General features: G+C 36.3%; 20 protein-coding genes and 1 pseudogene. 16 read left to right on the forward strand and 5 right to left on the reverse strand.

The features are described 5' to 3' along the window. The first annotated feature begins 20 nt into the window (after positions 1 to 20). Both B0X80_RS15600 and B0X80_RS15605 read left to right on the forward strand, forming a co-directional pair. Positions 21 to 1,046 (forward strand): DUF58 domain-containing protein, encoded by a 1,026-nt coding sequence (locus B0X80_RS15600; protein WP_077341927.1) that lies wholly within the window; start codon positions 21 to 23, stop codon positions 1,044 to 1,046. After that, positions 1,039 to 3,102, forward strand: a complete 2,064-nt coding sequence (locus B0X80_RS15605) for a transglutaminase TgpA family protein (protein WP_175623961.1) — start codon at positions 1,039 to 1,041, stop codon at positions 3,100 to 3,102. Before B0X80_RS15600 ends, B0X80_RS15605 begins: the two co-directional genes overlap by 8 nt. Before the next feature lie 71 nt (positions 3,103 to 3,173). Here B0X80_RS15605 and B0X80_RS15610 read toward each other — a convergent pair whose 3' ends face one another. The 3 genes from B0X80_RS15610 to B0X80_RS15620 form a co-directional block, all read right to left on the reverse strand. Continuing rightward, the gene (locus B0X80_RS15610) at positions 3,174 to 4,325 is read right to left on the reverse strand and encodes a lipase family protein (protein ID WP_077341931.1); all 1,152 of its coding nucleotides are present in this window, start codon (positions 4,323 to 4,325) and stop codon (positions 3,174 to 3,176) included. 18 nt (positions 4,326 to 4,343) lie between these two features. Then, complete coding sequence (locus B0X80_RS15615) at positions 4,344 to 4,775, reverse strand: DUF6795 domain-containing protein (protein WP_077341933.1); 432 nt, start codon at positions 4,773 to 4,775, stop codon at positions 4,344 to 4,346. A gap of 297 nt (positions 4,776 to 5,072) precedes the next feature. Next, positions 5,073 to 5,504 (reverse strand): DUF6795 domain-containing protein, encoded by a 432-nt coding sequence (locus B0X80_RS15620; protein WP_077341935.1) that lies wholly within the window; start codon positions 5,502 to 5,504, stop codon positions 5,073 to 5,075. 292 nt (positions 5,505 to 5,796) lie between these two features. Here B0X80_RS15620 and B0X80_RS15625 point away from each other — a divergent pair, with 292 nt between their 5' ends. From B0X80_RS15625 to B0X80_RS15680, 12 genes and pseudogenes are all read left to right on the forward strand, one after another. Next, positions 5,797 to 6,195 (forward strand): MbcA/ParS/Xre antitoxin family protein, encoded by a 399-nt coding sequence (locus B0X80_RS15625; RefSeq protein ID WP_077341937.1) that lies wholly within the window; start codon positions 5,797 to 5,799, stop codon positions 6,193 to 6,195. Continuing rightward, positions 6,189 to 6,866, forward strand: a complete 678-nt coding sequence (locus B0X80_RS15630) for an RES family NAD+ phosphorylase (RefSeq protein ID WP_077341939.1) — start codon at positions 6,189 to 6,191, stop codon at positions 6,864 to 6,866. The genes B0X80_RS15625 and B0X80_RS15630 overlap by 7 nt, the downstream gene beginning before the upstream one ends. Before the next feature lie 219 nt (positions 6,867 to 7,085). Continuing rightward, positions 7,086 to 7,910 carry a hypothetical protein gene (locus B0X80_RS15635; RefSeq protein ID WP_077341941.1) on the forward strand — a complete coding sequence of 275 codons (825 nt, stop codon included), beginning with the start codon at positions 7,086 to 7,088 and terminating at the stop codon, positions 7,908 to 7,910. A gap of 87 nt (positions 7,911 to 7,997) precedes the next feature. Then, a complete protein-coding gene (locus tag B0X80_RS15640; protein WP_077341943.1) occupies positions 7,998 to 8,687 on the forward strand; it encodes a hypothetical protein in 690 nt (229 codons plus the stop codon). Between the two features lie 165 nt (positions 8,688 to 8,852). Next, positions 8,853 to 9,029 (forward strand): annotated as a pseudogene (locus B0X80_RS15645) (BrnT family toxin); the annotation flags it as partial. Then, a complete protein-coding gene (gene brnA / locus B0X80_RS15650) occupies positions 9,016 to 9,261 on the forward strand; it encodes a type II toxin-antitoxin system BrnA family antitoxin (protein WP_077341945.1) in 246 nt (81 codons plus the stop codon). The pseudogene B0X80_RS15645 and the gene brnA, both read left to right, overlap by 14 nt. Before the next feature lie 180 nt (positions 9,262 to 9,441). Next, complete coding sequence (recC, locus tag B0X80_RS15655; RefSeq protein WP_139345333.1) at positions 9,442 to 13,074, forward strand: exodeoxyribonuclease V subunit gamma; 3,633 nt, start codon at positions 9,442 to 9,444, stop codon at positions 13,072 to 13,074. Further along, positions 13,074 to 16,826, forward strand: coding sequence for an exodeoxyribonuclease V subunit beta (gene recB, locus B0X80_RS15660; protein ID WP_077341949.1), 3,753 nt, complete (start codon positions 13,074 to 13,076; stop codon positions 16,824 to 16,826). The genes recC and recB overlap by 1 nt, the downstream gene beginning before the upstream one ends. Then, a complete protein-coding gene (gene recD / locus B0X80_RS15665) occupies positions 16,819 to 18,819 on the forward strand; it encodes an exodeoxyribonuclease V subunit alpha (RefSeq protein ID WP_077341951.1) in 2,001 nt (666 codons plus the stop codon). The genes recB and recD overlap by 8 nt, the downstream gene beginning before the upstream one ends. 30 nt (positions 18,820 to 18,849) lie before the next feature. Beyond that, the gene (locus tag B0X80_RS15670) at positions 18,850 to 19,401 is read left to right on the forward strand and encodes a DUF3087 family protein (RefSeq protein ID WP_077341953.1); all 552 of its coding nucleotides are present in this window, start codon (positions 18,850 to 18,852) and stop codon (positions 19,399 to 19,401) included. A 45-nt stretch (positions 19,402 to 19,446) separates the two neighbouring features. Beyond that, positions 19,447 to 19,707 (forward strand): DUF5062 family protein, encoded by a 261-nt coding sequence (locus B0X80_RS15675; protein WP_077341955.1) that lies wholly within the window; start codon positions 19,447 to 19,449, stop codon positions 19,705 to 19,707. Between the two features lie 25 nt (positions 19,708 to 19,732). Beyond that, positions 19,733 to 19,879 carry a DUF2986 domain-containing protein gene (locus B0X80_RS15680; protein WP_077341957.1) on the forward strand — a complete coding sequence of 49 codons (147 nt, stop codon included), beginning with the start codon at positions 19,733 to 19,735 and terminating at the stop codon, positions 19,877 to 19,879. Between the two features lie 35 nt (positions 19,880 to 19,914). Here B0X80_RS15680 and B0X80_RS15685 read toward each other — a convergent pair whose 3' ends face one another. Next, positions 19,915 to 20,691, reverse strand: coding sequence for a helix-turn-helix domain-containing protein (locus tag B0X80_RS15685; protein WP_245825477.1), 777 nt, complete (start codon positions 20,689 to 20,691; stop codon positions 19,915 to 19,917). Between the two features lie 189 nt (positions 20,692 to 20,880). On the opposite strand from B0X80_RS15685, the gene B0X80_RS15690 reads away from it, so the two are divergent. Continuing rightward, positions 20,881 to 22,089: an MFS transporter gene (locus B0X80_RS15690; protein ID WP_077341959.1), complete on the forward strand. Its 1,209-nt coding sequence runs from the start codon at positions 20,881 to 20,883 to the stop codon at positions 22,087 to 22,089. A 131-nt stretch (positions 22,090 to 22,220) separates the two neighbouring features. Here the strand turns inward: B0X80_RS15690 and asnB are convergent, their stop codons facing one another. Next, entirely contained in the window at positions 22,221 to 23,891 is a 1,671-nt protein-coding gene (gene asnB, locus B0X80_RS15695; protein WP_077341961.1) for an asparagine synthase B, read from the reverse strand. A 286-nt stretch (positions 23,892 to 24,177) separates the two neighbouring features. On the opposite strand from asnB, the gene B0X80_RS15700 reads away from it, so the two are divergent. Continuing rightward, positions 24,178 to 25,335 (forward strand): pyroglutamyl-peptidase I, encoded by a 1,158-nt coding sequence (locus tag B0X80_RS15700; RefSeq protein WP_077341963.1) that lies wholly within the window; start codon positions 24,178 to 24,180, stop codon positions 25,333 to 25,335. Positions 25,336 to 25,381 lie beyond the last annotated feature (46 nt).

Genomic DNA, 25,381 nt, shown 5'->3' on the forward strand with positions numbered 1-25,381 from the left:
GTAAATAACTCTTGGCTATTATGTTTAAACAACTAAAACCATTTTTTAAAAAGCGCTTTAATACTTTTTTGAAAAAAAGAATGCCAGCGGCAGCTAAGCAAAACTTAAGTAATAAAAATATTTTTATATTACCCACTAAGTTTGGCTTGGCTTACGTGCTGTCGGTATTCGTTTTATTTTTATTAGGTACTAACTACCAAAACAACTTAATTATTTTAATGAGCTACTTATTTGCTAGCGTGTTTTTAACCACTATGCTGTATAGCTTTTTAAATATGTTTGGTTTGCAGTTTTTATTTAAAAGCCAAGTAAGCGCGTATGCGACACAAACCGTTTCGGTTCCTTTAACCATTATTAGCAACAAGCCACGTTTTGATATTAATTTTGAGTTTGAGAACAACCAACAAACCACTGAAGTAGCGATAAAAGAGGGTGAGTCTGCTACTAAAATACCGTTTCACGCACTAAAGCGTGGTGTAAATAATCCGGGTCGCTTAAAAATATTAAGTGAATATCCTTTGGGTTTATTTGTATGTTGGACACATTTAGATTTTGATTGTGAAGTAATCACCTATCCCGCTAAAAATACCTTTCATCATATAAAGCAAGACTCGTCGCAACAGCATGAAGAAATAAACGGTAATAATGTTGTTGAAGGTGGGGAAGACTTTGGCGAATTACGTGAATACAAACAGGGTGAGTCGAACGCTAAAATTGCATGGAAACAACTTGCTCGCGGCCAAGGCTGGTTAACTAAAACCACACAAATAGAGCTAGGCCATAAAGTTTGGTTAAGCTTAAAGCAACTGCCATCTGCACCTATTGAAACAAAATTAGAAATGCTGTGCTTTTTAATACTCGATCATCATAAAAACAATATTCCGTTCGGGCTAGATTTAGACGCTATTCAAATTTCACCATCAACGGGTAATAAGCATATCAATAAATGTTTAACCGCTTTAGCTTTTTACGGCAAACCACAACATAGCGCCGCGTTGTCTGCATTAAATAGTCATGCTGAATCTGAGGTGGCGCTTAATGTTTAATAAAAAAGCTAAAAATAAAAAAACTCAATTAGCTAATACAAGGCAACAAAACTTTAAACTACGCGCTAACAGCATTTTGTTACTGATTGCTTGTCAGTTTTTTAACTTAATCACCTTGTCGTTAGAATTGTCGTGGTGGATGTTATCTATTATTGGTATTTGTTTAGTTTGGCAAATACTCATCACCAAAAATAAAACGCCACAACCCAGCAAAATATTAATAGGTGTACTCTCAGTAATTGGTTGTTTGTTATTAGCTTTTACGGCAAAAAGCTTAGGTTTGCTATCAACCATGCTGCATTTACTGTGTTTATCGTATATTTTAAAAAGCTTTGAACAAAACAAACGAGCCGACTTTTATCAAATTGTTTTATTAGGATTGTTTGTTGCGGTATCGTCGTTAATTTTTCAGCAATCTTTGTACTTTTCTCTTATTATATTTTGTATTCTTATTGTTAACTTTACGCTTATCATTGGATATTTTGCGCCAACTAAAAACTATATAAATACCCTTAAGCTTTCAAGCAAAGTGTTTATGCAAAGTATTCCTTTAGCTGTTTTTCTGTTTGTTGTATTTCCTAAACTCTCGCCATTATGGGCAGTGCCTACGGCAAAAAGTGCTAAAACAGGGTTGTCTGATTCTGTACAAGTGGGCGATATAGCTAACTTAGCATTGTCTGACGAATTGGCGTTTAGAGTTAAGTTTGAGCAAACCGTACCTAATTATTCACAATTGTATTGGCGTACTATAGTGATGGAAAATTTTGACGGACGCTCATGGAAAACCAACATAAACCCAAGTGTTATTTATCAATACCCATTTGATCAAGCTAGCGCGAAGGGTAAACGTGTAAATTACCAAGTTATAGCCTCGCCTACGTATCAAAACTGGCTGTTCGGGTTAGATCTTGCGCGTATCGACAGCACTAAACCGCAAAGTACCAATATTGTGTACCGACAAGATTATTCGCTGTATAGCAAAAAAGAACTCACACAAAACACCAGCTATAATGTAACCAGCTATGTAGAAGCGCCGCTAGCGTTAAATATTAGCCAACGCTCTTACCAAAGAAACTTAGCAGTACCCGAACAAAGCAATCCAAAACTGGTTGAAAAGGCAAAAGAATTACGTGCAAAGTATCAAAATAACGAAACCTTAATTAACGCCGTTCTTGCTACTTTTAATCAAGATACTTATCGTTACACCCTAAATCCACCGCGATTAACGAATAATAGTTTGGATCAATTTTATTTTGAAACCAAAGCCGGATTTTGTGAACATTTTGCGAGCAGCTTTACCTTTTTAATGCGAGCTGCAGGTATACCTGCTCGACTTGTTACCGGTTACATGGGCGGAGAATATAACGCCCAAGCCGACTACTACAGCATTTACCAACGCGATGCTCACGCATGGAGCGAAGTATGGTTACAAGGCAAAGGCTGGACAAGAGTCGACCCAACCGCTGCTATAAACCCTGAACGAGTAGAACGTGGATTTTCAGAACAACTATTGCGAGAACAAGCCGCCACCTCAGAAAACTTTTCGCTATTACGTTTTAGCAACAACAACGCTTTTATTAACAGCATTCGATTACAACTTGAAGCCATTGACTATAACTGGACACGTTGGGTAATAGGCTACACCGCCGACAAGCAAAACAAGTTTTTACAAAACATAGCACTCGCTTTTAAATCAATGCTCGACCTACATTGGCTGACCTTAATTTATTACGCACTGGTATTAATAAGCGCCATTGTTTTATGGTGGGTAGTACGCCAAATAAACCAAGCACGTAAACCACAAAATATTAATTACTACTACCAACAAATACTTGAACACTTAGCTAAACAGGGCATACAAAAACCAACAGACATGACCCCGAAAGACTTTGTCTTAGTGATCAAAAATGAATGGCCAACACTCGCCATTGAATTTGCTAAATTTACCCAACTGTATACCTCGCTTCAATATCAGCAGTTAAACGAAAAGCAGCAGGCATCAGTGGTTAAAGCATTGAAGAAGAGCTATCGAGAGATAAAGGGTGAGGTGACATAGTTGAGTAACTATGAATTTAAATAAATGAAAGCCAAACATAAAAGGATTGTTTGGCTTTCGCTGTAGGGTTTTTAACTTAAGGCTTCACGCGCTAAACGGCTAACGACTTCAAGCGTTTTTTTAAATACCCAGCTTATAAATTCAAAACTGAGTTCTTTCACTTCGCGACCAATCTGGCCTGAAAACACTAGCATATGAGCTAATAAACCTTGTAATTGTCCTGTAGACGTTGCGTTATGTATACTTACGTCAGATAGTACCATCGCGATTTGATCGTAAAAATTTAGACCATTTGATATACCACTTTGAATGCGGTTTGCGATGCCACCACCTAATTGTCTTAATAAAGTGAGTAAAGCTTCACTCAGGCGGTTCATCCAAAATAAGTCTCTACTGACTTGGTGACTAAAGCGAGCATCTAATGTGACTCTTTTAAAGCTATTAAAACTCACTATTCGTTGATAACTTCCCCAATCATTGCCAAGCATGTTTTGTTTGTAATATTTTACACGATGTTTTAAAGGGTTGATAAAACCGCTATTATCAACCCTATACTCATAACCATTATATGGTGCGTGAACAAAAGGCCATACAGGTACCATAGGGACAGGATCACAGCCTTTAGTACAGCGAAAAATGTTTTCTTGGCCTAGGGAATTTGTATTTTTAAGTGCAAAGTCAGCAAATCCTACTTTGGGCGCTCCTATTGTATAAAGCTTAACGTTCGCAAGTTTTTGTTTTGCCCAATCAGCTATAAGGTTTGCAATGGCACCACCTAAACTATGGCCTACGCAATGTAGTGTAGCACCTGCCGGAACTAGGTTAATATAGTGAGATAATTCGTTTTTCATTGATTCAAAAACAGAATTAAACCCTGCGTGGACTAATGAACCCCGCTCAGTAGAACTTGTGGCAGCACGAGCGTCGGTAGATAAGTCATTTAAACTAGTAAAGTTAGTGCCACGAACAGCGATAACAATATCATTTTTGTATTGTACGCTTTTACCTTGACCAATTAATGCAAAACCAGTTTGTTGACCTTTAGCATGGGCTACATAACCTCCAGAAGTTCCAGCTACGGGTTTAGAGGATAAATCAAAATTAAAATGGTTTGCTAGATTTTTACTTACAGCTATTTCAAAAACGCCTACTGAATTAGCTTTTGTAATTTGGTAGGAAACATCAGATAACTCTACTGCTAAATTTGGTGTTAATAAACTCATTTTACTTCCTTATAATTTTTACCATCTACAGATAGAATGAATTTGATATGATTGTGTGGGATCTTTAATGTCATCAATCCAAAAGCTTTCTTTTTCATTTGAAATGTCAGCATTAAGGTTGTTTAGATAGCTACAATATAAAGGATTTATGTGTAAACCATCTTGGTTTGAAAACCAAATTAAATAGACTTTTTCTTCAACTTCCATGCAAACTATTTGTTGCACTTTTGGCTCGTGAAGTGGATTTCCAGGTAATCTTGATTTTATATTTTTTGAGGGAAATTGAAACTTACCGTAAAAATCGGTAATTGCTTCATCAATATACTCCTCATCACCATAGATAAGGCAACGTTTTATTTTATGGTTTGATATAGGTGTTTTATTATTTGATAATCGCCCATGTACTTCGGGACTCAATTCGACGGTGTGTTTTTTTAGCATTCCTAGCATATGTATAGCTCCAAGCAAGTCAGAATAGAATTATAAGTTTAGATAGATTATCTGTAAACTTATTAATATTCATAATCCCGTTAATTATATTTGTTGGGGCCCATTTTATTTTTAAGCAAAGCTAGCTTTTAGAATGTTTTACCTTGTTAATAATGGTTATAGGTTACATGGGAAGGGAATCTAACGCATAAAGCTCTTTACATTATCGCTTACTCTCGAATGAGATATCTTGTTGATATGAGTCTTAAATGAGACTTGTGTTGCTTAATATATTCACAATTACATCCTTGTTCATATTTACCAGTTACAAATAGAAAATATTTTATAACTTTTATTGTTGTTAGATTGACTTGTAATTCTAAAGTCTTTTTCCGGAGTGCTAATATCAGCGATAAGGTTTTTTAATTTAGGTTGGAACTCTACAATTATTTCTATTCCATCTTGAAATGCATGCCATAAGAGATAATTCTTACCTTCGAAGTCGACATAAATGGCCTGACGAACAATAGGTTCATGTAAAACATTTCCTGGTAAGCGTGATTTTATTGTTTTTAGGTTAAAACTAAATTCACCATTGGAATCTGTTTCACAGCTATCTATATATTCTTCGTCAGCATAAGTTAAACTGCGTTCAATTATTTGGTTTTTGATCGGAATTCCTTGGTTAGTTAATCTTCCAAATACTTCGGGACTCAATTCGACGGTGTGTTTTTTTAGCATTCCTAGCATATGTATAGCTCCAAGCAAGTCAGAATAGAATTATAAGTTTAGATAGATTATCTGTAAACTCATTAATATTCATAACCCTGTTAATTATATTTGTTGGGACACATTTTATTTTTAAACCAAAGCTAGGTTTTAGAATGTTTTACTTTGTTAACACTAGTTATAGGCTACATGGGTAGGGAATCTAACGCATAACGCTCTTTACATTATAGCTTACTCCCGAATAAGACACCTTGTTGACATAAGTCCTAAATGAGACTAATCTAATGTTATCGTCTAATTTGGGAGTAAAGCAATGGCAACGATAGCAGAAGCTCAATATGCACCAAGTATCAATCATAGTGCAGCTTTTACCATGGGTAACAATATTCTTGATAAATGGGGATGCTCTGCAGCTCAAAAACAAGCGATTTTAGGGATCCCAAAAAGTACTTTTCACCGTTATCAAAAAGATCCTAGCTCTGCCTCTTTAAGCAGCGATCAGCTTGAGCGTTTAAGCTATCTTGCTAATATTCATCAGGCATTAAGAATCATATTCTCAAACCCTGATAACGTATATGGCTTTATGAGTATGGCTAATAACAACCCATACTTTAATGGGAAAAGTCCGCTATCTATTATTAGCACCGGAAACTTTGGCGCTTTATATGAAGTATTTAAGCGAATCGACAGCATGAGAAGCGGACAATGGTAGAGCAGAAGCGCGTATCTTTCTCTAAACAAGCCTCTTATCGCATGGTTAACTCAAAGTTTCCGCCAATTACCTTGTTCGACGATGTAATAGACGAAACCGACTTTGAAACGGCATACGCTCTGCAAGCATTAACCAATCCCAGACATCTTGATGAACTTGGTGATCTAAACCTTATTCCAACCAATGAAATACCTTTTGGTATAACAGGGGTAAACTATGTTACGGCGCCATTTACCCATGTTACCCCCGACGGCTCTCGTTTTAGTGATGGCTCATTCGGTGTCTTGTATCTTGCTGATACTGCGGAAACCGCGATAGCAGAAACTCGATACCACCAAGAAAAGTATTTTCGTAATGTTGAAGGGCTCCACTACGACACTGTTGATATGCGATGCCTTAAAGTAAAGTTCTCAGCAGAACTTATTGATGCTGTTTCACTTGATGATATTCATACACCTGATGATTACACCGCCTCTAGAATTTTTGGCGCTAAAGTAAAAAAAGCAGAAGAAGCAGGTATTCAATATCGTTCAGTTAGACATAAAGGCGCTGTTTGTTGGGGACTCATGTCTCCCGTACATGTTGAGTCAGCGGTTCAAACGCAACACTTTGAATTTGTATTTGATGGTAAAGGTATTTCAAAGGTTCGTGAACTGACTATGGAGTGTTAACGGTTGGGGTTGATTAATCAGAACTACCAGTCATTATCATTCAACATTGCTATATAACAAGACATGTAAGATCACTTTGTGCACATTGAAGACATTAGACTAAAATTTTTAGCTATATATTTTCTAATGAGTTGTAAAACGTATTTATGACCCAATAGTGATATTAATGTGTATCTGCCCCCTTTTACTTTAATGATATGCGTTATAGGGAAAGTGAGCATGATCGAAATATTTAACTCAAATCTTAAAAATTACATAGCAAGCGAGTTGGAAAAGCAGTGTATTCATTATTCTGAAGAATTAGGTCTTCGGAGTAATTTTATGCTCCTCATTAACCGTCTTCGTAGAACTCCAATCGCTCAAAAGCGAAATGTAATTGAGTCATCGGTATTTAACTGCCCTCAAGAACATATGATCGAATATCAAAAGTTTATCCATCTAGTTGAATCTGGCAGCCCTCTTTTAAAATTTTGCAGTAGAAAAAACTTTAAAAAATCTGGCGGAGGAAATGATCCATTATTTGATGATTGGGGTATCGTTCATTTTCACTTTGTCGAAGGTGGAACTAAAGAGTTAATGTTTGCAATAATAGAGCCAGAAACTATATATTTGTTGGCAGTCTTACCCCACAATGACGTATGGCATAATACGCAATTAGTTGAAATTGTTCATAATGACTTTCCCTTTCTGATTGCTCACTTGAAGCTAAGTGACCAAAAAGAAGTAACTACAGCTGAAGATCATAAACAGGCTCGTAAATTAGGGATAAACCATCCTATCGTACTTAGTGATGGTTCCTCATATTACCCTCCAGGGCTAGGTGTTTTGACTAAAAAAGAGTCAAGCCATGACACTATGGCTTGGATGGGTCTTTCGAGACAAATAAAAGCGTATGCTCAATATATTAACATTACATATGGTCATGATGTTGAAAGTCACAAGTTAAGTTTTGCTTTAGGTTTTTCTTACGATCAACACCAACAACTGTTTCTTGTACAGTGCAAGACGAGCTGCGGTATGATAATTCCGTTTCAAGGTTTTTAACGGAACAAAACCTAATCCACATATCAAGTTTATAAATGGCTAATGTCTTGTTTGTGGCGTTAGTTACAAGGAATAAATATAAAGCGAATGAGTAATATTAATCTAATTGATTTGCGAATTGATATAATGCGAGAAGTTTTAAGTTTATGCGCAATAAACACTTCAGATGATTTCGATTATCAAGTTATTTCAATATTCGAATTAGAAAATATACGTGACTATGGATTTGTAATAGATTCTTTGTATTTGCTCGAAGACACTCAACTAGCTAAGGATGACTTCTACAAAAATGGAATTAATGTACATGAATCGAGAAACGCAAAATTTGGTGAAGCATATTTGCGTATGTACGGAATATTCAATGCTTGTTATCTACAGCTACAGGCTTTAATAGCACTAACTTCTAAATTGAAAATACCATTTTCAAAGAGTGAAGCAAACCAGTTACCAATTTTTCAATTTAGGACATATTACGCTTCACATACTGTAAACACAGGATATAGCTCTGACAGACGTTCTTATATTATTAACCGAGATGCTCTATTGGGTGGTTCTGTTGAAGGGTATTCGTCAAATACAAATGGCGAAGATCATTTTGCAAAGGCAAACATTCTCGAACTCTTACATGAGTGGGATCAATTCTTAGCCAAAAATCTTAAATCCATTTCATCAAAGTTTACTGATAAAATCGAATTGATTCCTCACGATGAATTCGATTTATCAGAGGTCATAAAGCTTATAAAGTTAGAAGCTGAAACAGAATCAAAATACACCTAGGAACTTCAAACTGAAAAATACAGTTGGCTTTTGCTCCTGCAATAGCTTATTTTAATAAGCTATTATTTATCTCTTAGTAAGGCGCTATCGATACAAAACCTAATCCAAATTAACGCTACAGATTAAATGATAATGTCTCAAAAATGATAAAAATCACTCTGGGACGATCCTTATTTAGTCGAAATTCCTGCTAATACGAGCGATGAACCGCGCTTTGTTATTATTGCATTTTATAATGGTAAGCACTGGTCAGCTGTTATTACATATCGAGATAATAATATCCGCATAATTTCAGTTAGGCGTTCTAGAACAAACGAGGTGAAATTTTATGAAAGCTTCTGATTTCGATAAAGAGTTTGATGATGGTAATGATGTGCTTGCCAACTTAGATTTATCTAAAGCTAAACGAACAACGCAAGTGACCAAAAGGGTAAATGTTGATTTTCCTGAATGGATGTTAGATTCACTCGATCGTGAAGCAAGCCGTGTTGGCGTCACCAGACAATCAATTATTAAAGTGTGGTTGGCTGAACGTATTGAGAGTTTAAATAAGCATCAATTTAAGCATGAGTAATGAGTGCTATTTATCAAGTAAAACGACTTGGTTAAGAGTGAGGTTATTGTTAAAGCCTCCTCTTAATCAAAAAACATACAACGCCTTTAAACTATCCTCAATAAATCCTTATTTTAACTCGTATTATCCCTATGCTTATGGTTAAATTTACTTAATTAAAATCCATAAGAAAGGTATCGTGTGATCTATCTTTATCCCGCTAATAAAATGGAAAATTTGTTAGTACTTTTAGATAAAATCCAACAGGTTTCACCACTTCCTATTTTCTCCAAAGACGTTATTGTTGTGCAAAATGCGGGTATGCAGCATTGGCTTAACATGTCGTTGGCAAAACAACGTGGTATCAGTATGAATATTGGTTACGCGTTACCGTCTCAGTTTTTATGGAAGCTAGTCAGGTCAATAGCTAGCGAAGAAGATGTGCCTGATCAATCGCCTTTCTCTCGTGAAGTACTCGCATGGCGAATTTTTACGTTATTTGCTCAGCCAGAAGTGATGAATGATGCTGATTTTGATACAGCAACTCAGTATTGGCGATCGCACACTTCACCTTCAAAAAAACAGTCATCGAACAATCAAGTAAACGCCAGTTCAACTACTGATGTAGAACAGGGCGTAGATTTGCCACCTGAGTTTGCAGACAAAATAACAAATACAGAACAATTAAAGCGTTATCAGCTTGCTTGCCAAATGGCCGATTTGTTTGAACAATATTTAATCTTTAGACCTACCTGGATTGATGCTTGGGAAAACGGAAACTTTACTGAGGGTTTTGTGCAAGGCGAACAATCAGACGCGGCTGAAATTGCTCAATGGCAAGGTAAGTTGTGGCACTTGTTAACACGCGAGCAATCGTATAATCCTATTACCTTAATTGAACAAGCCATTACTCAACTTAATGCGGGCTGTTTTGATCAACAACAGTTAAAAAACAGCTTACCTAAACGTATTTCGTTTTTTGGTATTAATATTATGGCGCCTATGTGGTTGTCGTTTGTTAATGAACTTAGCGAATATGTTGATGTACACTTTTTTCATTTAAACCCGTGTTATGCCTATTGGGGCGATGTAATTACTGAAAAACAAGCGATTAAGTCTATTCAACAATGGGTAGACGGTTTCGACGATATTACTCAGTCGGTGGGTAATCCGCTATTGGCTAATTTAGGTCAGCAAGGCCGCGAGTTTATGGCCTTGTTGCACGGTTACAGTACAATTAATATTGATGCTTTTGAGGATATTCACGACGAGTTAAATAATGAATCGAGTGATACCTCAGATAATACATCAAGTAATAACACCCCAACACAAGCCAGTGTTTTACAGCAAGTACAGCACGACATTTTAACGCTAACAGATGCGCGTAATGCACCCGTTGAACAACGCGATAACTCTATTGTATTTACCAGTTGTCATAGTGCTTTAAGAGAAGTACAAGGGTTGCACGATTGGTTGTTGCATCAATTTAATAACGACAGCACGTTAACACCCAAAGACATTTTAGTTATGTGTCCGCAGGTAGAAGAATACGCACCTTATGTAAATGCTGTTTTTGCCCGAGGTTGGCAAGACTTTGACGATAAAGTACCGCCGTTGCCTTGTTCAATTGCTGATCGTGTTAGTAAAGATTCAGAACCTGTTGTTGCTGCGTTTTCAGACTTGCTTACTTTGCCTGATAGCCGATTTCAGGTGTCGCAGTTGTTATCGTTTCTTCGTATTCCGGCTATGCAAACCAAGTTTGATTTAAGTATTGAAGACATTGATAAAATTTCAGTGTGGTTAGATCACGCCTCTATTCATTGGGGGCTTGATGAAGAGCATAAACAGCACACCCTTAAAACCCATGCCGTTTCAAATAACTTTACATGGCAGCAAGGTTTATCACGTTTATTGCGTGGCTTTGCGTTTGGCGATGTCGAAACCATTTACGATGAGCAATTATTATTACCCACAGTAGAAGGCAACGATGCCGAGTTACTTGGGCAGTTAATGCTGATATTAGAGCAACTGCAACAGTTTTCGTTTAGCTTAACTAAAGAACGTACCGCAACTGAATGGCAAACTTTTTTAACTACCCTGATTAACGAGTTATTTGATACCAGCAATGACGACGGTTTTACCATTGTGACTCATGCGATTGAGTCGTTAATTGATTATTGCTTACACGCTAAATTTGAAGAGAAAATTGATTTACTGATAGTGCGCGATTTTTTAAATCAGCATTTTAGCCAACCAGATCCCGGCAAGCAGTTTATTGTGGGCCAAGTAACGTTTTGTTCTATGTTACCTATGCGCAGTATTCCTTTTAAAGTGATTGCGATATTGGGCTTAAACGATGGTTTATTTCCAAGGCAACGTCAGCCATTAAGTTTCGATTTAATGTCGATAACGCCTGCTATGTTAGGTGATAGATCGCGACGTGGCGACGATAGGTATTTATTTTTAGAAGCAATTATTTCTGCCAGGCAATCCCTTTACTTAAGTTATCAAGGTAAAAACATTAAAAACAACGCGCCTAAACAAGCGTCGTTAGTATTAAAAGAATTAATGGAGTATTTAACTTTAGGTTACGGTTGGGCTTTATCTGAAGAGGGTGCAGAAGACGCTGACGTAAGCGATAATACGTCTCCCGATGGTAAGTTAAGGCATTTACCTATGCAGCCTTTTAGTCATAAAAATTACCAAGGTTTGTTAAAAAGCTTTGATAACCATTGGCTAAACTTAGCGCGACTATCAAGCAAAGAGAATGCAGCGCAAGGTCATAACTTATCATCAGGCATTGATATTCCTTTACCCGAATCAGACTTAATAGAATATTCAGCTGCCGATGCTTGTTATGTTATGCATGTTGAGTTGTCGCAGCTTATTGCCTTTTTTCAACATCCTTCAAGATACTTTGCTAGAAAACAGCTCAACCTGAATTTTGATCATTATTCGTTAGAGTTAGACGATGTAGAGCCGTTTGAGTTTGACCGATTACAAAGCTATTTATTACGTGAACAATTAATAAAAGCTCAACTTACCGATGATGAAAGCACAATAGAAGCCGCAGAGCAGGCGGTTCAACAATGCTTAAAAGCGGCAGCACTTTCGGGTAAATTTCCTGAAGCGGCAACCCGAGATATAACCTTTGAAAGTTGGAAGTTAGACAGCGAAAATTTTAGTCAAACCATTACAGAGCATAACGGTAAAATTAAACATAAAGAAGACTGTGCAATAACATTCGATTTAGATGCACAAACCTCGCAATTGCTAATACAAAAGTTAACAGGTAACAGTAGTTCAGCGGGTGTTAAAGTAAAAATATCGACTAAGTTACCTATAAGTGACGACAAGTTAGTGTTTTATCGCAGCAGTTCGCCTAAGTTTAAAGATTTTATCACCTTGTATTTTCATCAATGTGTGTTGGCTATTGCGAAAGAGCAATTAGCTGAAAAAGCATCACTTATTGAAGGTGTTACCGCCACACATGGTTTTTACTTTGATACCAAGAGTCAGAAAGTAACGCAGTTTAAATATGGCGAAATAGTAGACCCTAAAGCTCAGTTACTTAAGTTTATTCAACAATATATTGTCGGTTTGCAACAGCCGTTATTAGTGAATGGTGAAATTGCTGAAAAAGCCTTTAAAGCTAAAGTGTTTGAACAAGCGCAATTCGAACTTTATTGGAGCGATCCTAATTCGATGATGTCGTTAGGTGACGATCCTTATATTCATTACTTTTGGCCACAATGCCCTAACTACGAAGAGGTTCAACCTAACATTGAGTATTTATACCTTGATGTTTTTAACGCAAGGGAGCAAATAAAGTAATGGCTAATACGATGATTCAAAACCTAAGTGCTCATACTATTCCTTTGCAGGGTAAACATTTAATTGAAGCCAGCGCAGGAACAGGTAAAACCTTTAATATAACGCGCATTTATTTACGCTTACTGTTAGAGAAAAACCTAACGGTTGAACAAATATTAGTGATGACCTTCACTAAAGACGCAACTGAAGAACTACGCGGCCGAATAGACGCTTTTATCAGACAAGCTCTAAACGAGTGGGATACGTTATCAGTAGAAGATGAATATTTTATTGCCATAGCAAAACACGTTGAAGCCGCTGACGCCAAAATACGCTTAAAACAAGCGTTATTGTATTTAGATGAAGCGTCTATTTTTACCATTCATGGTTTTTGTAAAAGGGTGCTTACTCAACATGCTTTTACCAGCGGACAATCATTTAACTTAGCGATGGAGTCAGATTGTAACGATGTGCTGCTAGAAAGCACGCAAGATTGGTACAGAGTGTTAGCAAAGCAATCGTCAGAGCAATTTTTATTAATATCTGAGTTTTGGCCAACACCGCATGTATTTGTTAATCAGTTTGCTAAAGCAATCAATCAGGGGAATTCGAGTACATTAGATTTAATTGATGAAATTTCAGTTATTGAAAACTTTATTGATATTGTTGTGCAAGCAAGAACCTCGTTACAAAATAATAACGCTGAATTAGTCGCGTATTTGGTTGATGTTAAAAAGGGCGCAGACAGAGAAGTTAGACTACAAGAACTGAACGAATTAATTGATTGGCTGATTAAATTAGAAGAAGAACTGAAAACCAATATTCAATCAGCTTTGGTGTTAGCGAATGGCAAAATGCCTGATGCTTTTATTGATGGAAAACGCTATTCACGTTCAGCCAATAAAGAAACATTACTCGCAATATTCGAACCCGTAAAACAAGTAAAAACGTTATGTAAAAGCTTGAACAAAAGCATTAATCGCGCGAAAGCTTTATCTGTTGTGAGAGACGGTATTTACTCTATACGTAAAGATGTAAACGATAAAAAGCTCACACGTGATTTAGTGAGCTTTGACGATTTAATTAGTCGCTTAGCTAATCAGTTAAGTGTAACGCGTAACGACAATACTATTGAATTTAAAGAAAATAATTTAAACGTAGATGATGAGGCGAATAATAAGAATAACTCACTCGCAGAGTTGTTATTTAAGCAATATCCCGTTGCATTAGTGGATGAATTTCAAGATACCGACCCTCAACAATTTACTATTTTACAAGCGATATATTATCAACAACCTACAGCTGCTCTTTATATGATTGGCGATCCTAAACAAGCCATTTATGGATTCAGAGGCGGCGATGTATTTGCCTATTTAGCTGCACGTTCTGGTTGCGATTACCAATGGATAATGGACACCAATTGGCGTTCAAGCGAGTCGATGATTCAAGGTTACAATCGCTTATTTTATGGCAATAATTTAGACCAAGGCGCTACCGATGTTTTTAAATACAACATTGAATATATACCGGTAAAAGCATCGCCTAAAGCGGCCGAAAAACAATTAGCCGATGCGACTTTTAAAGCATTGCAGTTTGTGCATTTTACGCCAGAAAAAACTAGAGGTTCTGTTAATCAAGCTTTTAGACCCACCATGGCCAAGTGGTGTGCACATGAAATTATTCGTTTACTGGGCTTAAATAACACAAGTAAGCATACAAGTGAGAACATTCAACCGCAAAATATCGCCATTCTAGTGCGCGACGGTGCCGAGGCGAGTGTAATAAAACAAGCATTAGATGATGCGGGTTTGGCCTCTGTATTTATGAGTAATCGTTCAAACTTATTAAAAAGTGCGCAAACACAACAATTGGTACAAGTACTTAAAGGTATTTTGTTTGTTGAAAACGACCGCTATTTTTCTGCGGCTTTAGCGTCTGACTTATTAGGTTTTACCGCGAATAAACTGTATGCACTTCAACAAGACGAACTTGCTTGGCAAAATCTTAAATTGTCTTTTGCTGCTTTAAAACAAGAGTGGGAAAGTAAAGGTTTTATCGGTATGGCGTTAAAGTTAATGCACGAACACTTTACTGCATTTATGCATGACAAAGACCGCGTATTAACTAACTTACTGCATTTGTTTGAACTATTGCAATCAGCTAGTCAACGTCATAAACAACCGCAAGAGTTATTATATTGGTTTGAACAACAAACCCTACAAGACAACCCCGACATTGAAGCCGAGCTACGATTAGAAAGTGACGATGACTTGATCCGAATTGTGACTCAGCATGGCGCAAAAGGTTTGGAATATCCTATTGTATTTGTGCCTTTTGCTACACGTTTTAAAGATCCCCTTAAATTCGGTGCACGTGCGGTAACCTTTATTGAATATCATAACGAGCAAGGGCAACTAGCGTTAAGCTTAGATGGCACCGAAAAAGCCAAACAAGCCATGGCAGACGAAGCTTATGCTGAAGCAGTTCGACTTTTATACGTAGCGGTAACAAGAGCAGAGCAACGCTGTTATATGTTAACGGTTGAATTTGATAAATGCGAAAACTCGCCATTAGGACAAGCCTTACATTGGCAAAAAGGTTGTGATATTGAGCAAAGTATTCTGCAATTAGTGGCTGATAACCCCGATGATATTGCGCTTCTTACGATTAACGACATAGAAGCATTACAAAACGAAAATCTAACTTATATTGGTGAAGACTCAGCATTACAAGTGCAAAATATGCAAATGTTAGCTGCCGAAACTTTTCGTGGAAAAATTGAACGCGACTGGTGGCTAAGTTCTTTTTCAGCCTTGAGTAGAAACCTAAAACATAAAGGTGTATCAAGCCCTGATCGAGATAATGAGCTTAATAATCAAGAAGACGCTAGTTTAGCGCTGATGTTAAATGTTGCTCATAATTTGGTAGATATTCAACCGCCGAGCTTAGCTAATCAGTTACGTTTTGTGATTGAAAAGGGCGCTCGTACCGGTAATTTATTACATAACATTCTTGAGCTCTTACAGTTTGATGATCCTAATTGGGAGCTTGCGCTTGAACGCCCACTAACCCGTTATGGCGAGTTCACTATAGGTTACACAGAACATGATCTTCAGCATTGGCTTGAGCAAGCATTATTAGCACCTTTAAATATTGATGATTCAGATACCTTTTGTTTGCAAGATTTGTCTTTAAATCACTGCATTAAGGAAAGTGAATTTTATTTCCCGATGAATGCAAATAGCGCTAACGAGTTAACTAACTTACTCACTGAACATCGTAAAGGCGGTAATACTCATAACAATATGATTGAAGCGTTATCAAGCTCGGTACAATTACCTTATTACCAAAAATTTAAAGGTATGATGCACGGTTTTATTGATTTGATTTTTGAAAAAAATGGCAAGTTTTATGTGTGCGATTATAAGTCGACCTTTTTAGGTGAAGACTTTAGTTTTTACACACAAGAAGCCATGAGAGCCGATATTGAACATAACCATTACGACTTACAGTATTTAATTTATTCGTTGGCATTGCATCGTTACTTGGCATTTTCATTACCTGATTATGATCCCGAGCAACATTTTGGTGGTATTTATTACTTGTATTTAAGAGGTCTAACTAACGATCCTACTTATAAAGGAGCAGGCGTGTATCACCGTGCTATTAACATAGACGAGCTTGAATTACTCGATGCACTTTTTACTGGCGAGCATGTAACAGCAGAACATATTGCTAGAGAAAATGGTACAAGGGAGCAAGCTGATGTTTGATGAAACAGAGGGTAAAACTTTTAATAAGACTTTTAACAAGCCAGCATACGCAAGCTATGCGCTAGCGAAAAAAGAAATAGCGTCTATAGCGCCTATTGATTATTTTTTTGCGAAAGACTTAGTTCAGCTATTCAATCTTAATGAAACACAGCGTACAGAGCTCTTTCATTTGTTAATGGCATTAAGTCAAAGCTTGAGAGAAGGGCATGTTTGTTTGCCGATTAGCGCAATCGCTAATACACAGTATGGCTATTTAAGTGACGATTTTGGTTTAGTGCAACACCATGGGTATGTTTTTTCAGATGTGGCATCTTTACACCAATTACTCGACATGATGAATATTGGAGCTGAGGCAGAGCAGCCGATTGTTTATCATAATAATAATGTTTATATGCGCCGTTATTTTCAGTTTGAGCAAGACTTGTTTAAGTCGATTGCTGAAAAGAATACAGTTGAACCCGATGAGCTTTCACAAGCAGATATCAATCTAAACATTAATATAAATAATAAACAGTGTATTGATATGTTATTTCCTGAAACGGATGCAGCAAACACTGAAATAGATTGGCAAAAAGTTGCGGTAGCAAACGCGTTAAATAAAAACTTTAGTGTAATAGCCGGTGGGCCAGGCACAGGAAAAACCTATACGGTAACTAAATTATTGGCCGCTTTAGTGTATTTACATCAACAAAAGCAAAGCGTTAACTTAAATGCTCAACAAGCTGCATCGCTTAACATAGCGTTAGTTGCGCCAACAGGTAAAGCCGCTCAACGTTTATCTGAATCTATCGTAAATGCTATAACAGGATTTAGAGGCACTATTGCGGATGACATTTTAAATGAAATACCAAGCGATACACACACTATTCATCGTTTATTAGGTGTTATTCCGAATAGCCCTAACTTTCGATTTAATGAGGAAAACCCTTTAAATATTGATGTATTGTTGATTGATGAAGTGTCGATGGTTGATCTTGCAATGATGAACCGCGTGTTTAAAGCATTACCCTTACGTTGCAAAGTGATTTTATTGGGCGATGCTGATCAACTCCCGTCTGTAGCAGCTGGAAGTGTTTTAAGTGATGTAGCGCCTCGACCTTTTTTAGGTTATAGCCAAGAAAACGCTCACTATTTAAAACAGGTAACAGGTTTTAATGTACCTCAAATATCGAAAAAATCAGAAAATAAACAAGTACTCAACCAAGCATCAAACCTATTTAATAGCTGCGATAACGTAACTTTTTTAACTAAAAGTAGACGCTTTGACGGACAAGGGGGGATTGGGCAATTATCTCAAGCCGTTATTGCAGGTAATTACGATCAAAGCTGGGCTTTATTAAATCAAGCTACAGGCGAAAATCAAATAACACATTTACAAGGCGAACTGGTTGAATGGTTATGGCCTTTAGTTAAACAGTATTATCTTCCTATTTTTAAGTGCGTAAGTGTGGGCGATGCGTTTGCGCTATTTAATCAATTCAGAGTGTTATGTGCCACGCGCGTTGGTGAGCAAGGTGTCGACTTTTTAAATGAGTTAATTACGTCGTTACTGATCAATAAAGGGGTTATTCGATCAGATAAAGCGCTTTATCAGGGGCGACCTATCATGATTTCAGAGAATAATTATCATCAAGGTTTGTATAACGGCGATATAGGCTTTTTATGGAAAAATGATGCAGGGCATTTAATGGCAGTGTTTGAAGATGTTGATGATACTTACCGTTGGATCATGACCAGTAAATTACCACATTATGAAACGGTGTATGCAATGACCATCCATAAAACACAAGGGAGTGAGTTTTCTCATGTTGCTATGATTTTACCCAATCAAAAAGACAATCGACTATTATCGCAAGAATTGTTATATACTGGCATCACAAGAGCAAAAACTCATATTAGTATTGCTTCAAATGCAAGAGTATGGAGACAGGGTGTAGAAACAAAAGTTAAGCGCTATTCAGGTTATTTTAATAACTTAGAAATTTTTAATTAAACAAATTATCAAGAAGAATATACATTTTTTATGCAATTAATAGATATAGACAAATCACTGTACCGAAAGCGATTAAATATTGTTATTGGTCTTTCCATCGTATGCTTAACCTTTTTTTCCATTAGTTATGGCGCTATCCTCATTCAATTATTCGGACATGCATTACCTGCTACTCATCCCGAAACCGGTGAGCCATTAAGTAATTTCAGGTTTAATTTTGTTGGTGTAATTTTAGGTTTACTCACTTGTATAAGTATTTTACAACAATTAAAAAATCATCCATTTTGTTATGAAATTCATTATGTTATGAAATTAAAACAAATTCATAACATAATATATAGACGCTTGAAAAATATTAAAAAAGCGGCTGAAAATTATGAAACAGAAGGCGATATTAATGCCTTTATTGTGTTGAATTATTATTATACTAGCTTAAAGCAAGTGTACTTACTCGATAACAACACATTAACGCTCTCTTCTTTAGCAAGAGACATGGAAGCCTTACAAGAACGGATGAAAGCGCTTAATGTTGAGGTGAATACTGATCAATTTGAAAGAGTTATGTTAATTGATTATCGCTAATATCAATACTAGGCCGAATTTTAAAATTTACAGAGTAGATTAATAATGAAAAAAATTAAAAATGAAGCAGAACTTCTTAAAAAAGCCATTGAAGTAGGTGAAAAATACGCTAAAAATCGTGGTTATAAAGGTTTTGCTGCAACAAATTCGGCAAAAGATAAAGTAGAGGCTCTTTACCGTTTATTGGTAAACGATAAGCTGGTTCAACCTTTAGCTGTTGCTGATGAAGACCAACCTCATATGAAACATAAACTCGCGTTATGGATATCGAAACAGTTACCAGCTGATCATCCATTGAATCAATAAATTTTATAAACGATAGAATTAACTAATGAATCGTAAAAAGAAAATTAACCAAGTGTTAAAAAGCAAAGTTAAAAAAGCCAATGCCAAGCTACAGAAAAGCAATAAACCTAAATACATCTCGAAAGCTGAACGTGAAAAAATTGCGTTAGCAGCAGAGCAAGCAGAAGAATAATCTTCAAGACAGATTTTATACTAAGCGACCAACTGTTAAGGTATTTTTCTTTCTGAAGTTTGTGCTGTTATTTGGCTTTCTCTAAATTGTGAAGGCAGTTGATCAAACATTTTTTTGAATTGCTTGCTAAAGTAACTATGGTCGCTAAATCCCGTTGCGTTCGCAATATCAGAAATAGAACGGTTGCTTTCTACGAGTAAGCGTCTGGCGTTTTCTAATCTAATTTCATTTAGAAATTGTTTAGGCGTTTTTGCTAAATACTTTTTAAAGCGGCGCTCTAGCGCGCTTACCGATAAATGTGCAACGCCGGCAAGTTCGTTAATACAGATATCATTCATATAATTATTTTTTATATATTCTACTGGAGATTGTACTGCGTTAAGGCCCGACAATACTTCTGAAGTTTTGTTTAAATGTCGAGTAATTCCGTAAGTACCAACAACTTCACCCGATTGATTACGCAATGCCCGTTTAGATGTTGTAAACCATGACAACTTGCCATTTTTAATACTATTCATTTCTAAACGATCATTTACTACATGACCTTGTATAACTTTTTTATCGTCGACTATAAATTGTTCCGCAATATGTGCAGCGGCAATATGATTATCATTATAGCCAATAATATTACTTAATGAGCGGATACCTGAATGCTCTAAAAAATACTTATTTACGTGGACAAAGTTACCTTCTAGATCTTTGATCCAAAATTTAGTGTCTGGCATTAAATCAAATACTTCAATAACTTGCTTAATACTTAAATCATTGAGCAAGTGCTGACCTTTTATGTTTTTATCATTATTTTTAAGCACTTTTATACCTTGTATATTTATTGTTTTTTTTGAAAGGCTTTATCAATACGCCGAATTTATCATATAAAAAAACGAATTTATCTTAACATCATTCTGTCTTTAACTTTAATATCAATGGTCAGTTTATTTCTATTTAGTACAAGTGCTATATAACAATAAAACTAAAATAATAATTATAGAGGAAACAAAATGACTGAAGATAATCAAAACAGCTCTCGTCTGTTTTTAATCAGCTGTATAGCATTAACGGTTACAGCAATGACATTTGCAATAAGAGCGGGGATTCTTGGGCAATTAGGTGTTCAATTTCAATTAAACTCAGAAGAATTAGGCTGGGTTAATTCCATGGCCTTTTTAGGTTTTCCGTTAGCGATGATGTTTGGTGGTGGTTTATATAATGCTCTAGGCGCTAAAAATTTACTTATTATTGCTTTTGTTGGGCATCTATTAGGTTTAGTTCTCACCATAACCGCTGGTGGTTTCTGGGGGTTGTTTATTTCGAGTTTATTCATTGGTTTTGCCAATGGCTCAGTTGAAGCGGCATGTAATCCTTTAATTTCAGAAAGCTACCCAACTAAGAAAACCGCTATGTTGAACCGTTTTCATGTCTGGTTTCCAGGGGGGATTGTTATTGGTTCGTTAATCTCTAAGTTTATGACTGATGCAGGTTTAGGTTGGCAAATGCAAATAGGTGTTATGTTGTTACCTACACTGGTTTATGGCGTGATGACGTTTAGCCAACAATTTCCTAAATTTGAAAATGTTAAATTGTCTACTGCCAGTAACTTTAAGGCATTGTTCTCACCTTTATTTTTGTTTATGGCGTTTTGTATGACATTAACAGCAACCTCAGAACTCGCAACAGGACAATGGATTAATACTATTTTAGGTGCGTCTGGTGCATCACCAATGATCATATTAGCTATGATCACAGGTTTAATGGCGGTAGGACGTTACTTTGCAGGGCCTATTGTACATCGTTTAAATCCAGCAGGTGTTTTACTTTGTTCTGCTATTTTAACCACTCTGGGTTTATATTTATTAAGTACCAGTACAGGTGGTTTAGTATATGTGGCGGCAATCGTTTTTGCTTTAGGTGTGACTTATTTTTGGCCAACTATGATTGGCTTTATTGCCGAAAATGTTCCACAAAGTGGTGCCTTAGGTATGTCTATTATTGGTGGCGCGGGTATGTTTGCGGTAAGTATGTGGAATCCTGTTATTGGTCAGTGGATAGACGAAGCTAAAGCTAAAGCCTTACTTAAAGTAACTGAAGGTGTGAATCCTGAATTAGTCGCAGGGCAAGAAGTGCTTTCAACGATGATTGTATTTCCTGCTATTCTTATCGTGGCTTTTAGCTTGTTATACGTATACATGAAAAAGAAGAAAGCAGAGTAAATTTATACCGTTATCATGCTGCACTCTGAAATACGCATCTTGATTGGTAACGGGTATATATAGCAGTTTTCTAAGCATAAAAAAAACCAGTCAATAGACTGGTTTTTTAGTTTAAAGCAGGGCTTCAAATATTAGTTTTTGTAGCTATCGTTATGAACACTCATAACAGCACGGCCAGATGGATCAGCGTTGTTCGTAAAGCTTTCATCCCACGCTAGTGCTTCTTGAGTACTACAAGCAACAGACTTACCACCAATTACACAATCTGCAGCAGACGGTAATGGGTACTTGTCTTCAAAAATACAACGGTAGTAATAAGCTTCTTTACTGTCTGGTGTATTTACAGGAAATCTGTATTCAGCACTTTCTAATTCGTGATCAGTTACTTGTGTTTCAATAAACTCTTTTAAGCTATCGATCCAAGAGTAACCTACACCATCAGAAAATTGCTCTTTTTGACGCCATAAAATTTCTTTTGGTAAATAACCTTCGAAAGATTCACGTAAAATCGCTTTTTCCATTTTACCGTTACCACATAACTTATCTTCTGGGTTGATGCGCATAGCAACATCCATAAAGTTTTTGTCTAAGAATGGTACACGTGCTTCAATACCCCAAGCCGACATAGACTTGTTAGCACGAAGACAATCGAATTTATGTAAACGGTCAAGCTTACGGTTAAGCTCTTCATGAAACTCTTTAGCATTTGGTGCTTTATGGAAATATAAGTAACCACCAAAAATTTCATCAGCGCCTTCACCAGAAAGTACCATTTTAATACCCATAGCTTTAATTTTACGCGCCATTAAATACATTGGGGTAGAAGCACGAATCGTTGTAACATCGTAAGTTTCTAAATGGTAAATAACTTCTTTAAGTGCATCGATACCTTCTTGCTCAGTAAAAATAACTGAGTGATGAATAGTACCAATAGCATCAGCTACAGTTTGTGCTGCAACTAAATCTGGAGAACCCGCTAAACCACAGGCAAAAGAGTGAACTTTTGGCCACCAAGCTTCAGATAAATCATTTTCTTCAATACGACGAGCTGCAAATTTTTGTGTAATAGCAGAAATAAGTGATGAATCTAAACCACCAGAAAGTAACACACCGTAAGGTACGTCAGTCATAAGGTGACTTTTAACTGATTCTTCTAATGCTTCACGAATTTTAGTTGTGCTAGTTGTATTATCTTTTATCGCATCATACTTGTGCCAGTTACGGTTGTAGTATTTTTGCAACTCACCAACACGGCTATCCAAAATATGACCAGGAGGAAATTCGCTCACTGTTTTACAAATAGGCATTAATGCTTTCATTTCTGAAGCAACATAAAAGTTACCTTCGGCATCGTAGCCAGTGTAAAGCGGGATAATACCAATATGATCACGTGCTATTAGGTAAGAGTTGTCTGTTTCGTTATATAAACAAAATGCAAACATACCTTGAAGTTTATCAACAAACTCAACACCAAACTCTTCATATAAAGGCAGTATTACTTCACAGTCAGAACCTGTTTTAAATGTGTAATCAACGTTTAAGTTTTTAGCCAGTTCTTTATGGTTATATATTTCACCATTAACAGCTAATACGTGAGTTTTATCTTGATTGTATAGTGGTTGTGCGCCATTTTCTGTATCTACAATTGAAAGACGTTCATGAACAAGAATGGCGTGGTCATTACTGTAAACACCTGACCAATCTGGTCCACGGTGACGTAAAAGGCGAGAAAGTTCTATTGCTTTTGGGCGTAATTCATCAGCCCCGTTTTTTATATCTAATATACCAAAGATCGAACACATTGAAGCGCTACTCCTTTATAGTTAAGTTATACAATCGTTTATTTTTTGAAATACGTTATGACATTTTCTTGAGGTGTTATGAGAGAAATAAACAGGAAACAAGTCGTCAGAACGACACTTTGCCATTTTTGTAGGAAAAATCAATATAAATATGGTGATGATCTTCAATTATTTTATGTGTAGTATGTCGGCATTAAATATAATAATAAGTAATACCTAGGGAGTTTATTCTTACTAGGTGATTAATAAACTAATCTGATTGTATAAAAACAGGGTCGTTTTATTCATGTTATTTACTAACAAGTTGGCTTGTTCTATAGCCATCGCAGTTTCTGTATGTAGTTTTAACGCTCAATCAATAACGGTTGAAGAAGAAAGAATACAAAAAGCAATTAAAGTGATGCCATCTGTTTCATTGGCATTATCTGATCGTGTTAATTTGTTTAAAGAACAAGTGAACAAAGCACGCAATTTAACGGTACTAAGTCAGTTATCGATTCGACACGGGAAAGGTGTATGGAATGATGCTAAACAGTACTTTAAAAATACGAATAGTTATGACGATAGACCTTTGTATTGGGCTCGACTGCAAATGTCTAAAGCGCTTAAAGACACTAAAGCGTTTAAAGAATCGTTGCCCGATCAGCAAAATAAGTTACTTTGGCACTTTGAATTATATTCACGCGGACAAACGGATATAAAATTCGACAAAAATACCAGTAAAAAAATCTTAATTACTGGCTTTGATCCCTTTTTACTTGACCGAAATATCAAGCAAAGTAATCCATCAGGTATTAGTGCACTTGTTTTAGATGATTTAGTGATTAGTACTGAAGGTAAAAGTGCCGAAATAGAAACGTTAATTTTACCTGTTAGATTTGCTGATTTTGATCAAGGTATTGTTGAAGAATTATTAACACCGTATTTTAGAGCGAATGCGGTTGATATGATCATAACCGTAAGTATGGGACGAAATAGTTTCGAGTTAGAACGCTTTCCTGGCTTACGACGAAGTTCATTAGTGCCTGATAATTTAAATGTATTAACTGGAGCAACTAAAGATAATCCGTTAATTCCTATGTTAAATGATAAAAAACTAAGTGGGCCTGAATATTTAGAATTTACCTTACCATCTGAGCAAATGAAGAATGCAGGAGGGTTATATCCGGTTCAAGATAACCGTATTGTTACAACGAAAAATACCACTTTAGAGGTTCAAGCATTAACCGAATTAATCAATGAAATTTCGGTACAAGGTTCTGGTGGTGGCTATTTATCAAATGAAGTGTCGTATCGTAGTTTATTATTACGAGACTTATACAGCCCCGTATTACCTGTAGGGCATATTCATACTCCAAGTATTAAAGAACATGATGACAATAAACTAGAGCTTATTGTCACTCAACTTAAAGGTATGTTAACGCAGGCGTTAAAAACGTTGTAGATGTTAAAAATATCATATTTAATCTGTTAAAAGCTTTTATAATCTA

It is taken from the genome of Pseudocolwellia agarivorans, assembly GCF_002000085.1.
GTDB lineage: Bacteria > Pseudomonadota > Gammaproteobacteria > Enterobacterales > Alteromonadaceae > Pseudocolwellia > Pseudocolwellia agarivorans.